The 13950-nt window shown below is 44.2% G+C and carries 14 protein-coding genes; 4 read left to right on the top strand and 10 right to left on the bottom strand.

Annotated elements, in window-relative coordinates; genetic code table 11:
* Positions 1–34: 34 nt before the first annotated feature.
* A complete protein-coding gene (locus Q3W13_RS11450) occupies positions 35–1219 on the top strand; it encodes a hypothetical protein (RefSeq protein WP_302863881.1) in 1185 nt (394 codons plus the stop codon).
* A gap of 77 nt (positions 1220–1296) precedes the next feature.
* On the opposite strand, the gene rodA is transcribed toward Q3W13_RS11450, so the two are convergent.
* From rodA to Q3W13_RS11410, 8 genes are all read right to left on the bottom strand, one after another.
* On the bottom strand, positions 1297–2562 hold the full coding sequence (rodA, locus tag Q3W13_RS11445; RefSeq protein ID WP_302863879.1) for a rod shape-determining protein RodA: 1266 nt from the start codon (positions 2560–2562) through the stop codon (positions 1297–1299).
* Positions 2559–4550 carry a penicillin-binding protein 2 gene (gene mrdA, locus Q3W13_RS11440; RefSeq protein WP_302863877.1) on the bottom strand — a complete coding sequence of 664 codons (1992 nt, stop codon included), beginning with the start codon at positions 4548–4550 and terminating at the stop codon, positions 2559–2561. Before mrdA ends, rodA begins: the two co-directional genes overlap by 4 nt.
* The gene (locus tag Q3W13_RS11435; protein ID WP_302863875.1) at positions 4547–5065 is read right to left on the bottom strand and encodes a rod shape-determining protein MreD; all 519 of its coding nucleotides are present in this window, start codon (positions 5063–5065) and stop codon (positions 4547–4549) included. The genes mrdA and Q3W13_RS11435 overlap by 4 nt, the downstream gene beginning before the upstream one ends.
* Positions 5058–5891: a rod shape-determining protein MreC gene (gene mreC, locus Q3W13_RS11430; protein ID WP_302863874.1), complete on the bottom strand. Its 834-nt coding sequence runs from the start codon at positions 5889–5891 to the stop codon at positions 5058–5060. The genes Q3W13_RS11435 and mreC overlap by 8 nt, the downstream gene beginning before the upstream one ends.
* Before the next feature lie 86 nt (positions 5892–5977).
* A complete protein-coding gene (locus Q3W13_RS11425; RefSeq protein WP_302863872.1) occupies positions 5978–7000 on the bottom strand; it encodes a rod shape-determining protein in 1023 nt (340 codons plus the stop codon).
* Positions 7001–7126: 126 nt separating this feature from the next.
* Positions 7127–8653 carry a bifunctional phosphoribosylaminoimidazolecarboxamide formyltransferase/IMP cyclohydrolase gene (purH, locus tag Q3W13_RS11420; protein WP_302863870.1) on the bottom strand — a complete coding sequence of 509 codons (1527 nt, stop codon included), beginning with the start codon at positions 8651–8653 and terminating at the stop codon, positions 7127–7129.
* A gap of 262 nt (positions 8654–8915) precedes the next feature.
* The gene (gene purN, locus Q3W13_RS11415) at positions 8916–9494 is read right to left on the bottom strand and encodes a phosphoribosylglycinamide formyltransferase (protein WP_302863868.1); all 579 of its coding nucleotides are present in this window, start codon (positions 9492–9494) and stop codon (positions 8916–8918) included.
* A gap of 262 nt (positions 9495–9756) precedes the next feature.
* A complete protein-coding gene (locus Q3W13_RS11410) occupies positions 9757–10248 on the bottom strand; it encodes a lipocalin family protein (protein ID WP_302863867.1) in 492 nt (163 codons plus the stop codon).
* 191 nt (positions 10249–10439) lie between these two features.
* On the opposite strand from Q3W13_RS11410, the gene yiaK reads away from it, so the two are divergent.
* Genes yiaK through Q3W13_RS11395 form a run of 3 tightly spaced genes read left to right on the top strand, consistent with a single transcriptional unit; the run spans position 10440 to position 12092 of the window.
* A complete protein-coding gene (yiaK, locus tag Q3W13_RS11405; protein ID WP_302863866.1) occupies positions 10440–11426 on the top strand; it encodes a 3-dehydro-L-gulonate 2-dehydrogenase in 987 nt (328 codons plus the stop codon).
* 53 nt (positions 11427–11479) lie between these two features.
* The gene (locus Q3W13_RS11400; protein WP_302863863.1) at positions 11480–11713 is read left to right on the top strand and encodes a hypothetical protein; all 234 of its coding nucleotides are present in this window, start codon (positions 11480–11482) and stop codon (positions 11711–11713) included.
* 1 nt (position 11714) lies between these two features.
* On the top strand, positions 11715–12092 hold the full coding sequence (locus Q3W13_RS11395) for a type II toxin-antitoxin system VapC family toxin (RefSeq protein WP_302863861.1): 378 nt from the start codon (positions 11715–11717) through the stop codon (positions 12090–12092).
* A 205-nt stretch (positions 12093–12297) separates the two neighbouring features.
* On the opposite strand, the gene Q3W13_RS11390 is transcribed toward Q3W13_RS11395, so the two are convergent.
* On the bottom strand, positions 12298–13029 hold the full coding sequence (locus tag Q3W13_RS11390) for an RluA family pseudouridine synthase (RefSeq protein WP_302863932.1): 732 nt from the start codon (positions 13027–13029) through the stop codon (positions 12298–12300).
* Between the two features lie 94 nt (positions 13030–13123).
* Positions 13124–13939 carry a 3-methyl-2-oxobutanoate hydroxymethyltransferase gene (gene panB / locus Q3W13_RS11385; protein WP_302863859.1) on the bottom strand — a complete coding sequence of 272 codons (816 nt, stop codon included), beginning with the start codon at positions 13937–13939 and terminating at the stop codon, positions 13124–13126.
* Between the last annotated feature and the right edge of the window lie 11 nt (positions 13940–13950).

Genomic DNA, 13950 nt, shown 5'->3' with positions numbered 1-13950 from the left:
TCTTATTTTTGATTGGCATTTTCCTAACATTGACATGAAGCAAAAGGACGTATTTAAAAAGATAGGTGGAATTTTACAGGAGCTGAGTGAGCAATACGAATACCTTGAAACGGTATCAGACAACCTGAACGATCTTGAGCTGGAGCTTTTTGTTGCCAATGCTCATTTTTTAACCGACCATATAGAAATACTTTGCAAGCTGAATTTGCAGAACCGGCCTAAGCGGCCCGTAATTGAAAAACCGGAAGGCAATACATACCAGCAGAAATTTTTTGAGCCGGTTGTGCAGCAGATGAAACCGGGTGCAGATATTAAAGGGATACGGCCAAATGTTGTGGCCCCAAAGCCATCGGAGGCGGAAATAAACAAAAAGCGCCCGGAGGCTGAAAAACCGGTTGAAACTTCAGTTGAAAAACCTGCTGAAAAGGAGGTAAAGAAAGAAGAGCAGGTTGAGGCGAAATTTGATTTTCCGGAGAAAGTTGCCGAAGAGCATAGTGAGCCTAAATTTGACTTCTCATCCGATATACCGAAAGATAGTTATTCGTTTATACGTGAAGAACCTGAAACCATACGCCATGAGCTTATTTTAGATGAGGCTGAAACATGGGATGACGATACCGAACAAGTTCAGGAGGATACAAACGAAGTTAAAGCAGCAACAGAAGCAGAAGATGGAGATGAGAAAAAGGGCGAAGAGCAAGTACCTGTAGTTACTGAAGAGCAACCGGAAATAATTGAATTGCCGGCCACAAAGGAACAAAAGGAAGACGCTGGGGAGGAAAAGGATAAAGTATTACCCGAAGCTACAGCGAAAACCGAAGAGGCAAAAACCGAAGAACCAAAGACCGAAGCAGTTGCCGAAGAAAGAACTGCAGATAAGCCGGATGCTAAGGATGAAGATGAATTAGTTACCCGAAATCAGAAGATATCTTCACAAATGGGTGAGAAACAGCTTTCCAAAACAGACCAGCTTGCGATAAAGCCGATAAGCGATATAAAACTGGCCATCACCCTGAATGATAAACTGCTTTATGTAAAAGACCTGTTTAATGGCTACAACCTGGCTTACAGCGAGGCAATTGAAATACTGAACCGCTTTACCACGTTCGAGGAAGCACAACGCTTTTTAAGGGCTAATTATGTTACCAAGAATAACTGGGAAAGCAAGCAAGCCACTGCAGATAAGTTTTACGCGCTGCTGAGAAGAAGGTACGCGTAAGAGATGTGAGTAGCAGTTTGCAGTAATTAATAGCAGCAAATATCCGTCTGCCACTTTCTTCTGCCACTACTACTTGCTTAAACTATCCCCATTCTGTTTGAATCCAGCTTAAGCAGCACGAATAGCAACAGCGTGAAACTCATCAGGGAGGACCCGCCGTAGCTGATAAAAGGCAGGGGGATGCCGATCACCGGAACAAGCCCGATGGTCATACCAATATTTATCATTACGTGGAAAAAAATGATAGATGCGACGCCGTACCCATAAATTCTGGAGAAAGGCGAACGCTGTCGTTCTGCTATCATAATGAGCCTTAAAATAAGGAAAAGAAAAAGCCCGATCACGGTTACGGAGCCTGCAAAGCCCCATTCCTCTCCAACGGTGCAAAAAATAAAGTCGGTGCTTTGTTCAGGCACAAATGAATACTTGGTTTGCGTACCATGTAAATACCCTTTACCCCAAAGCTTACCCGAGCCAATGGCTATTTTTGACTGATTGACATTATATCCTTTGCCTTTCGGATCACTTTTAATTCCAAGTACAATATCGATACGTACTTTCTGGTGGGGCTGCAAAACGTTATTGTATATAAACTTTACGCTTAGCACAAACACAATGCATATGGCCATACCGGTCAGCATGGTATAGGTGAATTTTTTATATCGCTTGAAGAACCATATTATTAAGCTGCCCAGCACGGCTATTACAGCTATAACTGTTAAGGGATTATATAATATTGATGTGATAAACAAAGCGATCATCAAAAATCCGATGATAAGGAAATAGGGAGAGAGCCCTTCGCGATAAAGCACGAAAATCAGTGATATAAATACCAATGTGGAACCCATATCCGGTTGTCTCAAAATCAAAAACATTGGTATACCAATAATGGCCGCCACAATACCAAATGCGCGAATTTCGCTGACCCTTACGTTCGGCCCGCTCAGGTAACGTGCCAGCAGCAAACAGGTGGTAAACTTGGCGAATTCCGAAGGCTGCAGCCTGAACCCGCCACCCAGGCTTATCCAGGCCTGGTTTCCGCCTACGTTGCGGCCTATTATCAATACTACTACCAACAGCACAACTGTGACAACGTAAAACGCAGGAGCTAATGCCGTTATAAACCTGCTCTCGAGCAATAAAATAAAAATAGCCAGTACAATGGATATACAGATAAACATAAACTGCTTACCGTAATTTGTACTAAAATCAATAATGCTGGGATGCCTTACATCAAAAACCGCTGCATGGATGTTAAACCATCCAATAATGCACAAAGCCAGGTAGATAATTACGGTTACCCAGTCTACATTAAAGAAGAAGCTGCGCTGGTGATTGCTCATCTCTTTTTAGTTTTGGTTTGTGCTGCCAGGTATTTATTTGAAGTGCTGGTATGATGATTGATCACTGCGCTTTTTTTGCGGGCTGACGAGTCGCCATTGCTTTTCTTAACCGTGTCTATAACTGCGGGCTTAACCGGCTTATTATGAAAAAAGGTGCTCAGGTCTGGCAGGCGATTAGCGTTTTCGTAATACTCAGGGGTAATACCTGATTCGCGTGGCGATATAGAGCCTCTTAAATATTTTTCGACGATAAAGCTGGCGATAGGCGCAGCCCAATGGGCGCCTTCGCCCGAATTTTCAACTACTACTGCAATGGCAATCTTCGGATTGTCGCGCGGGGCATAAGCTACAAACACCGAATGGTCTTCGCCATGAGGGTTTTGGGCCGTACCTGTTTTGCCGCACATAATAATACCCGGAATTTTTGAACGGATTGCAGTGCCGCTTTCAACTACCCGCTGCATGCCATTGATAACTGGCTCGAAATATTGTGAATCAATACCGACGTAGTTACGCTCTAGGTATTCCTTTTTGATCACATTTTTTGTACCAATGGCCTTAATCAGGTGAGGTTTGTAAAAAAAGCCTTTATTGGCGATGGTGCATTCAAGGTTGGCCAGTTGCAACGGCGTAGCCAAAAGCTCGCCCTGGCCAATAGCAAGCGATACCACTGTGCTGGAGCGCCAGCCTCCTTTTTGATATTTGTTATCATAATACAGCGGCGTAGGCAGGTTGCCTCGGCTTTCGCTTGGCATATCCAGGTCGAGTTTAGATCCAAGTCCAAATTTATTCACCTTTGCACGCCAGTCGGCAAAGGTTGCTTCTGTTTGTTTGGCCCCGTTCCGGTTAATGATTTTTTCGAACACCATTGAAAAATAACCATTGCACGACTGTGCAACGGCGCTGTTTAGGGTAACATACCCATGTGCTTCGTGCTTATTACAATAAACCCAGCGATTACCTGAGCGATAGCGGCCGGTACACAAGTAGCCTGTTTCCGGCGTAATAATGCCTTCCTGTAAAGCGATAAGTGCGCTTAATGGCTTAAATGATGAACCGGGCGGATACCGCGCTTGTATGGGCCTGATAAAAAATGGGTTGTAAGGGTCGGCATACATTTTGGCCGCATTGTTACCGCGCTCGCGGCCAACCATCAGGTTCGGATCATAGGTCGGGCTGCTTACATAGCAAAGTATTTCACCGGTGGATGGCTCTATAGCAACTATACTTCCCACCTTGTTCTTCATTAATTGCTCGCCAAACTTCTGGATGTTTATATCAAGCGAAGAGGTAAGCCGCTCTCCGGCCACTGCAGCAGTATCGAACATCCCATTGGCAAACTTGCCTTGCGGGCGGTTCTTTGAATCGTATAGCAGGTTTTGTACGCCGCGCTGGCCGCGCAGCACGTGCTCATAGTATCTTTCAACACCGGTTATGCCTATAAAGTCGCCTGGATGATAATAGCCGTTTGATCGTTTGATATCTTTATCACGTACTTCACCAATATATCCAAGAAACTGGGCGGCAACGGAATCAGGATAATTGCGAAGATAGCGCGGGGTTGAATAAAACCCCGGAAATTCGGATAACCGTTCCTGGATAGATGCATATGCCTGGGCCGTGAGCTGTTTTTCAAACACGGAAGCGAGTCTTGGCGAATACTTCCACGCTTTTTCCCAGCGCCTGTTAAATTCATCCCGGTCGATTCCGAGCATTTTGCAAAATTCAACGGTATCAAAAGGCTTTACCTCCAACGGCGTTACCATGATGTCATAAAATGGCTCGTTTTGAACCAGCACTTTACCATTGCGATCGAGGATGGGGCCGCGGGCGGGGTATTGAATGATCTGGCGCCTTACGTTGTTGCTGGCGTATATAGCATATTTAGGATCGATGATCTGTATGTAGAACAGCCGCGCCAGCAGCACAAGGACAATAACAATAAATATTCCGGCTATAACATATCGGCGCTCAAAAAAACTGTTCATTTACGCTCTTTTCTCTTAAAAAATAACAAACCCGAAATTAATATTAAAAACACGGTAAATAATGAACTCAATAAAACCCTGCTTATTGTGGATTCAAATTGAGACAGGCTAAAAGCTTCGAGGTTGAAGAGGAAAAAGTGATGAATAACAGTCAAAATGGCGGCATACGTAAAAAACCAGCGGAACCCCATAATGCCCAGTGTTGGCTCCGGCTCATTGTCGAAGCCTTCTTTTTGAACCGTTATGCTGATAAATAGTATGCGCACGAATGCAAGTAATACACTGGCGGCGGCGTTGAGGCCAGGTGTGTCATAAAAAGCATCGATGGTGAGACCCAATATAAATGCAAGCACAAACAGTAATAAGTTTGGAACATTAAATGGCAGCAGCAAAATAAAAAGGATATAGAAGTAAGGCGATGGCATATCGTACAGGCCAATGTTTTTAAGCAAAAAAACCTGTATAAAAACCACTATAACAAACCGCAGAAGATTAATGATAATAGTTCTACTCATCTTTTTTCTGCTGGGCCTCCACTCCCTCTTGTTCCTGGCCAAATTTATTTTCTACCACGTCAACATATTGCAACTTACTAAAATCCACGGCCAGGGCGACTTCCATATTTAAAGCATACCCGCCGGCTTTGGTGTGCAGGTTACTAATTTTACCGATAGCAATACCCTCCGGAAAAAGAGAATAGCCGGATGTTACTACCGCTTCGCCGAGCCTGGGAACTGCGTTATTCGATACGTCTTTTAACACGCCCTTATGCGGGTTTAAATCGTCGCCCCATTCCACATTTCCTATCTCTTTGGTGTCGGCCAGCATAGCGCTGAACTTGGAATCTTTATGCAGCAGCGATTGTACTACGGCGAAGTGCGGAGAAACGTACATTACCTTGCCAACAATGCCAAGGTTACAAATAACCCCCATCCCTTTGGCTACCCCCTGGAGGCTGCCCCGGTTTATGGTTAGATAGTTATAGCTCCTGTTTATCGAATTGTTAATCACCCGTGCAACAATATATTCATATTGTTGCTTATAGTTTGTATCCGCAACTTTGTGCCTGGTGGCGGTATCGATATAAAAAGATGATTTCAACTGGCTGCGCAGCCGCGCATTTTCACGGGCGAGATTCTCATTTTCGTCTCTTAAAGTAAGGTAACTGTTAAATTCACTCACCCTGGCGTATAAGCCCCCGGTTATTCCATTAGCCGAATTGATAAAGCTGGCCTTTTGGAAAGAATTGTATTTTACATATACTATCAGCGAAGCAACTTCGAAAATGATAAACAGGAAAAATGCGTTGTACTTGGTAATGAAGATTAACAGGTTGCGCATGGGCTGTGAATGGTGAATGGTGAGTAGGGAGTGGAAAGAGCAAGTAAATCAAACTACTCACCATTCACCGCTCACTACTCACAAACTTACTGCATCAAAAACTTAAAATTACCTATATTTTTCAGGGCTGTTCCGGTGCCGCGTACAACTGCGCGGAGCGGATCTTCTGCCACATGTACCGGTAGCTTGGTTTTGGCGGCAATACGCTTATCCAAACCGCGGAGCAAGGCGCCGCCGCCTGTCAGGTATATGCCGGTTTGATAAATATCAGCCGAAAGTTCCGGTGGAGTGATCTCCAGTGCCTTTAATATCGCTTCTTCAATTTTCGATATGGATTTATCCAGGCAATGCGCAATTTCTGAATACGATACCATGATCTGTTTTGGCACACCGGTCATCAGGTCGCGTCCCTGCACTGCAAAGTCAGTTGGTGGGTCGGCAATTTCCGGTAATGCGGCGCCAACTTCAATTTTTATTTTTTCTGCAGTCCTGTCGCCAATCATAATGTTGTGCTGACGGCGGATGTATTGAACAATATCTGAGTCGAAGTTGTCGCCCGCTACGCGGATTGATTGGTCGCAAACAATACCAGATAACGCGATTACGGCAATTTCGGTAGTACCACCGCCGATATCAATGATCATGTTGCCCATTGGCTCCTCTACGTCAATACCAATACCTACGGCGGCAGCCATCGGTTCATGTATCAGGTAAACCTCTTTGGCGCCCGCTATTTCGGCAGAGTCGCGCACGGCACGCTTCTCAACCTCGGTAATGCCGGAGGGAATACAGATCACCATACGCAGCGAAGGGAAGAACCATCCTTTGCCCTGGTTGATCATTTTTATCATGCCGCGAATCATATGTTCCGCCGCATTAAAATCGGCAATTACACCGTCTTTAAGTGGCCTAACGGTACGGATATTATCGTGGGTTTTGCCTTCCATCTGCATGGCCTGCCGACCGATTGCGATTACTTTATTGGTTGTACGATCAAAAGCTACTATTGATGGTTCGTCAACAACAACTTTATCGTTATGTATAATGAGGGTATTTGCGGTACCTAAATCGATAGCGATTTCCTGCGTAAAAAAATTAAATAGACCCATTTGGTTTTATTTCAAAATAAGGTACAAAATTGATAAATATAGTTGAATAAGTTGATCGAGGACGTGGTTTTAATTGAAATATATATAACTCAATCAGCCATTTAACCAATCAACCATTTATCACCATTAATGTTTAAAATGACGAACGCCGGTTGTTACCATGGCAATATTTTTTTCATTGCACATTTCAACCGAAAGCTTGTCGTTTATTGAGCCGCCCGGCTGCAGCACGGCTACTATGCCGGCTTCAGCTGCCAGTTCAACGCAATCAGGGAAAGGGAAGAAGGCATCAGAGGCCATTACCGCGCCATTCAGGTCAAAGCCAAAGCTGTGGGCCTTTATTACGGCTTGTTTTAATGAGTCGACCCTTGAAGTTTGACCAACACCGCTTGCCATCAGCTGGTTATTTTTTGCAAAAACAATGGTGTTTGATTTGGTGTGTTTTACAATCTTGTTTGCAAAAAACAAATCGCGCAGCTCATGTTCAGTCGGTTTCCTGTTGGTTACGGCTGTCATTTGTTCCGGCCCTTCAATTACTTCGTCCTTATCCTGTTCAATAACGCCATTCAATAAAGTTTTAAAATGCTTTGCAGGCAGTTCAACTTTCTGGCGGATCAGTATAATACGGTTCTTTTTCTCTTTTAGTATTTCAACTGCTTCATCGGTAAATGCCGGAGCTATCAACACCTCGTAAAATATCCTGCTGATTTCGGTTGCAGTGTCTGCGTCAATCTCGTCATTTGCGATGATAACACCGCCGAATGCTGAAACCGGATCGCAGGCCAATGCATCAATCCAGGCCTCTTTGATATGGCTGCGCGAAGCGACACCGCAGGCATTGGTATGCTTTAATATAGCGATGGTAGGCTCAGTAAATTCGTCAATCAAGGCAACGGCTGCATCAACGTCTACAAGGTTATTGTATGACAATTCCTTGCCGTGCAGTTTGGTAAACATACGATCCAATTCGCCGTAAAATACGCCGCGCTGGTGCGGGTTTTCTCCATAGCGCAATACCTGGCTGGTTTGTATGCTTTCCTTAAATACTGCTAAAGGCTCTTCCTGGTTAAAATATTTAAAAATTGCGGTATCGTAGTTCGATGAAATATTGAACGCACGCTGCGCAAACGAACGGCGCTGATCGATAGTGGTTGAACCACCCTGGGTTTTTAAAATGTCTTCAAGTTCACCATAGTCTTTTTTTGATGCAACTATCACTACATCCTTAAAGTTTTTGGCGGCTGCACGTATCAAAGAGATACCGCCTATGTCGATTTTCTCGATGATCTCGTCCTCTTCGGCGTTTGATTGTACAGTTTCTTCAAAAGGGTACAGGTCAACCATCACCAGATCAATTTGCGGAATGTCGTATTGCGCCAGCTGCTCCTCATCGCCTGCAAAATTCCTGCGGGCTAAAATGCCACCAAAAACTTTTGGATGCAGGGTTTTAACACGGCCACCCAGTATAGAAGGGTATGAAGTAAGGTCTTCTACCGGTATAACGTTAACACCCAGATTGCGGATAAATGTTTCGGTTCCGCCGGTTGAATATATGTTTACGCCGAGGCGGTTTAACTCATGGATGATGGGCTCTAAATTGTCTTTATAATAAACAGAAATTAAAGCGTTTTTTATTTGCACTGACTCACTCATTTACAGGGACTTTTTTGAGCCGCAAAGGTAAGGATTAGTGATTAGAGATTAGAGGCTGGGAGTTAGTTTTTTTTAAGTTTTTTTCAATGGATTAAAACTGCCATTGCAGCATTAACGGATCGGCCGCGTAAAGCGCTGCAGGAATACCGATAACCCTTAACATTACCGCTATAAGCCGCGATGGGCTGGTAAGATGTTACGAGGCTTGCGGAACGAAGCACGTGAAGTGGGATGAATAAATTTATCTTTGATCAGCTAACTCTCAACTTTTCATCTTCTTCAGCAAGCTCTCAATCACCCTGGGGAAATGTTGGTGCTCTAACTGCTGCCCTTTAAATTTTATCACTTCCAGGTTGTCACCCGGTTCAATTTTAAAGCGCGACTGGTGGATGATCTCACCGTCGTCATATACATCGCTCACAAAATGAATGGTAATGCCCGATTCATCGTCACCGGCGGCTAATACGGCTTTGTGCACATGGTCGCCGTACATGCCTTTACCACCGTGCTTAGGCAGCAGGGCAGGATGAAGATTGATTATTTTATTAGGGAATGCTTTCAGTAACGTTTCCGGAACAAGCCATAGAAAGCCCGCCAGCACAATCAAATCAACCTGCAGGTTTTTTAAAAGGGCTATAACGTCATCGGTATCGTAAAATTCGTGACGGGTAAAAATATGCGACGGGATTTCGAAATTATCAGCGCGCTGGAGAACGTAAGCCTGGGGATTATTAGTGAGTATCAGTACTACTTCAGCTTCTGCATTGCGTTTAAAATGCTCCATAATTTTTTGAGCATTCGACCCCGATCCCGAAGCGAAAATGGCAATTCTCTTTTTCATTAAACTCGTATCCTAAAAAGTGGTAAAGGTATTATACACCGTTATAACAGCATCAAATCATTTTTGAAGGTAACATTTTAGTTACAATCAAACACATAACGCACCCAAAGATAAGCCTTTCGTTGTAATAGTTGCTGATTAAACCGCAAATTGAGCTGTTATTAAATTATTAATTAAACAGGATAGGGGCCAGGTAAAACCTTTAATTAAAATGGGGAAAGCTTGTGACCATTTATTGCTGCAATGTAGCTTTTTGACCAGGTTACTGTGCTCCCGCCGAAGTTTGCCGCACAAAACCATAAACCACTATGGTGCGTGGCTGACTTAGGGAATAATTAGGTGCTATGTCTCCTGTCTCGAGCACCATGGAGTATTGCCCGAGCGTTTTTATATGGGCGTTGTTAAATGGGTTGACGGTAGTATCCCCAATTGCTTTTAGTGGTATATTGGCATATAAGTACAGCTGATTTTTAGCAAGCGACCAGTTTCCGCTGGCTGTCTGGTTTACGCAGCTGAAATTGGTGTAAGTGCAGGAATTATCGGGTTTGAAGGTGAAAAACTGCGAGCAGGTGTCGTTGATGGTCGTATCCGACGTTTGCTGATTACCGATGTAGTTCCTGGTTTCTATAGACGCCAGTTTCCAGGTGCCGCCGGTAAACAGGGTGGCAATAGCGTTTTGCCCCGTCTTTTTACAGGAGTTAACAATAAGGCCAAAAGCAATTATAATCAGCAGTAACGGATATCTTTTTTTCATGAAAAATATGACAGCAAAGGTAGAAAATAGACCAAAGATTTGACCATAAATTAAAGGATTAAACAGACTTAACGAATTTTTATTATTTAGAACTATACATTAGAATGAGACTGGCATACAAAAATGAAAGACCCGGAAGAAAAAGTTTGTTAGTTTTGGTGCATTCTGAAAATGTAACTTAATCTGCCGGCATGCGACTTCCATTTGAAACCCTCAGAGACGAATTTAAAAGAGTGTTGCGCTCTTTAAACTTTACGGATGAGAAAGCCGGCCTCTGCGCCACCATTTTTGCCGAAAGCAGCCGGGATGGCGTTTATTCGCACGGGTTAAACCGTTTTCCGGTTTTTGTGGATTTTGTAAAGGAGGGGTTGGTTAAGCCGGATGCAGAACCAACCAAGCAAAACGGATTCGGCGCACTGGAGCGCTGGGATGGTAATTTAGGCCCGGGTATGCTAAATGCCGGTTTTTGTATGGGCAGGGCCATTGAGCTGGCTGCGAAGCACGGCATTGGTTGCGTAGCGTTAAAGAATACTAACCATTGGATGCGGGCCGGTACTTATGGCTGGCAGGCGGCAGAAGCCGGTATGATTGGCATTTGCTTTACAAATACCATAGCCAACCTGCCGCCATGGGGCGGTGCGGAGCCCCGTTTGGGCAACAATCCGCTGGTTATTGCTGTTCCCCGGAATGAAGGGCATATCGTACTGGATATGGCCATTTCTCAATATTCCGTCGGAAAGCTGAACCAGTATAAAAATAACAATGAGCAGTTGCCTGTAGCGGGCGGGTATGATTCCTCCGGTGCGCTTAGCACGGACCCTGCTGAAATATTGGAGTCGAAAAGGTTGTTGCCGGTTGGTTTTTGGAAAGGCTCGGGGCTGTCGATGATGCTGGATCTGCTGGCGACTGTGCTAAGCGAGGGAAATTCTACGGCCAGGATCACCAAAAGCGGAAAAGAAACCAGCAACTGCCAGGTATTTATTTGCATAAGACCTGAATTGAATACAGCAGCCCAACAGGCTATTGAAGAGGTTATTGAATATACTAAAACTAGCCAGCCGGCAGACGGTGGTTTTGTTGCTTACCCGGGTGAAAATACATTGCGAACTAGGGAAAAAAGTTTGAAAGAAGGCGTTTGGGTAGATGAAAGGATATGGGAAATAGTAAAGGCGCTTTGACGGCTTGATGAAAGAAGTTTTGTATATTTGTAGCTAAGGGAAGTACCAAACTTATGTTCGCAGAAACGAAAAAGCTTCATATCATAGAAGAAATTCTTAAAATCGACAATGATAATGTCTTATCTGCATTGGAGAATTTTTTAAAAATTTCCGGCAAAGGAAAGGAATATACCAAAAAGTTTGATATCAAAGCGTTTTCAGGAATTTGGACAAAAGAAGAGGCGGACGAGATAGAAAAAATTATTTCTGCATCATGTGAAACCATTCATCCCGATGATTGGAAATAGCATGCTTTTAGACACAAGCATTGTTATTGAACTGTTTAAAGGTAATCTTTCAGTGGCAAATACGCTGGTTGGTCTTGAAACTGTGAATATCCCGTTCGCTGTTTTGGGTGAGCTCTATCTGGGAGCCTACAGGTCACTAAACCCGAAAAAACATATAGATCAGATAAGTGCTTTCCTGACCAAATGTAATATACTGTTGGCTGATAGCATTACAGCAGATAACTATGCTTTAATAAAGGCTGATTTACTTACAAAAGGCAAACCTATACCTGAAAATGATATCTGGATTGCGGCAGTTGCCAGGCAGCACGACTTAATACTTTTTACGAAAGATAAGCACTTTAAAGAGATTGGCGGATTGATATTGGAAGAGGGATAAATTCTGCCTCGCCACACGCCCAATTGAGTTTTTATTCCGAATTGTTAAACCGCCTGATTTAAATGTTTTTTCTTCGTTATAATATATCCTGTAGTTAGCTTAAGTAACTTATTTCAAGCCATAAAAAAGATAGAAAATTACTGAGCCTTTGGCAACTCCCTTTTAGATATTAGTGGGGTGCTAAAAGATCATGGGATAAAACAATTTACCCGCTAACCATCAATCCCTCAAACCGTTCCCAGAAGCCATCCTTAGGTACAGGAGCAATGATTACAACCGGTTCTTTTTTTATGGGGTGCATAAATTCCAGCCTGCGGGCATGCAGGCAGATGCTCTTACGGAGACTGCCTCGCGGATAACCATATTTATTGTCACCGACTATTGGGCAGCCGAGTGTTGAAAGCTGGACCCTTATCTGGTGAGGACGGCCGGTAACCGGGTCGACTTCAACTAAATAATAACCGCCAAGCTCGGCTACCGTTTTATAGCTAAGTTCGGAACGAAGGCCGCCGTTTATTTCCTGATTATATGCCTTGGTGACGTTTTTCTGCGGATTTTTTACGAGCCAGTGAACCAGGTTCCCGGCGTAAGGGGTCGGCCGGTTGCGAACTACTGCATAATAAGTTTTGTGCATCTCGCGGCCTTTAAACATTGCGTTTATACGCTCAAGGGCCTTGCTGGTTTTGGCGAACAGTATTACACCGCTAACAGGCCTGTCAAGCCGGTGCACTACACCTAAAAAAGCGCCGTTTGGCTTATTGTATTTTTTTGCGATGTATTTCTTTACCTTGTCCTCCAACGATTCATCACCCGTTTCATCAACCTGCACAATGTCACCGGCGCGCTTGTTAACCGCAATCAGGTGATTGTCTTCATAGAGAATATCGGCGTCAGTTATTTCGAGGTTGACGTATTTGATGTTGGCTTTGGCGTTCATGGCAGATTTAATTGTCCATAGTCCATAGTCGATAGGCCATAGTAGCTGCAATTTTTAACTATGGTCTGTGGTCCATTAACTATGAACTGCAGTCTCAATACTCTTCTTTATCGTTCGGAAACGTTTTATCCTTTACATCTTTAACAAAGTTCTCAATGGCATTGTTCATTACGGTATGCAGGTCGGCATATTTTCTTAAAAAGCGTGGACTAAAGCCTTTATTGATGCCCAACATATCATGTATCACTAAAACCTGGCCATCGCAATGCTTGCCCGCGCCAATACCGATAGTAGGAATGCTTAAACTTTCGCTGACTTCTTTGGCCAATGCTGCCGGGATTTTTTCGAGCACTATTGAAAAACACCCCAGCTCCTGCAGCTTCAGGGCGTCTTCACGCAATTTCTGTGCCTCGGCTTCCTGCTTGGCCCTTACGGTATAAGTGCCGAATTTATAGATGGACTGCGGCGTTAGTCCGAGGTGCCCCATTACCGGGATGCCTGCGGTAAGTATGCGGGTGACTGACTCTGCTATCTCAATACCGCCTTCTATCTTTATTCCATGCGCCCCGGATTCCTTCATAATGCGGATGGCCGAATTAAGCGCTTCTTTGGAATTACCCTGGTACGAACCGAATGGCAAATCGACGATTACCAGCGCGCGTTTGGCGGCACGCACAACCGATGAGGCATGGTAGATCATCTGGTCTAAAGTGATGGGCAGAGTAGTTTCGTGGCCGGCCATCACGTTTGAGGCCGAATCGCCCACCAGTATAACGTCGATGCCGGCTTCATCAACAATGGATGCCATTGAATAGTCGTAAGCCGTAAGCATGCTGATTTTTTCACCGCGGTTCTTCATTTCCTGCAAAATGTGCGTGGTGATGCGTTTAACCTCTTTGTGGATTGACATAGGGAATATAT

It is taken from the genome of Mucilaginibacter sp. L3T2-6 (assembly GCF_030519355.1).
Lineage (GTDB): Bacteria > Bacteroidota > Bacteroidia > Sphingobacteriales > Sphingobacteriaceae > Mucilaginibacter.
Note: the sequence above shows the minus strand (reverse complement) of the source record. Positions and strands in the feature narration are given on the sequence as shown.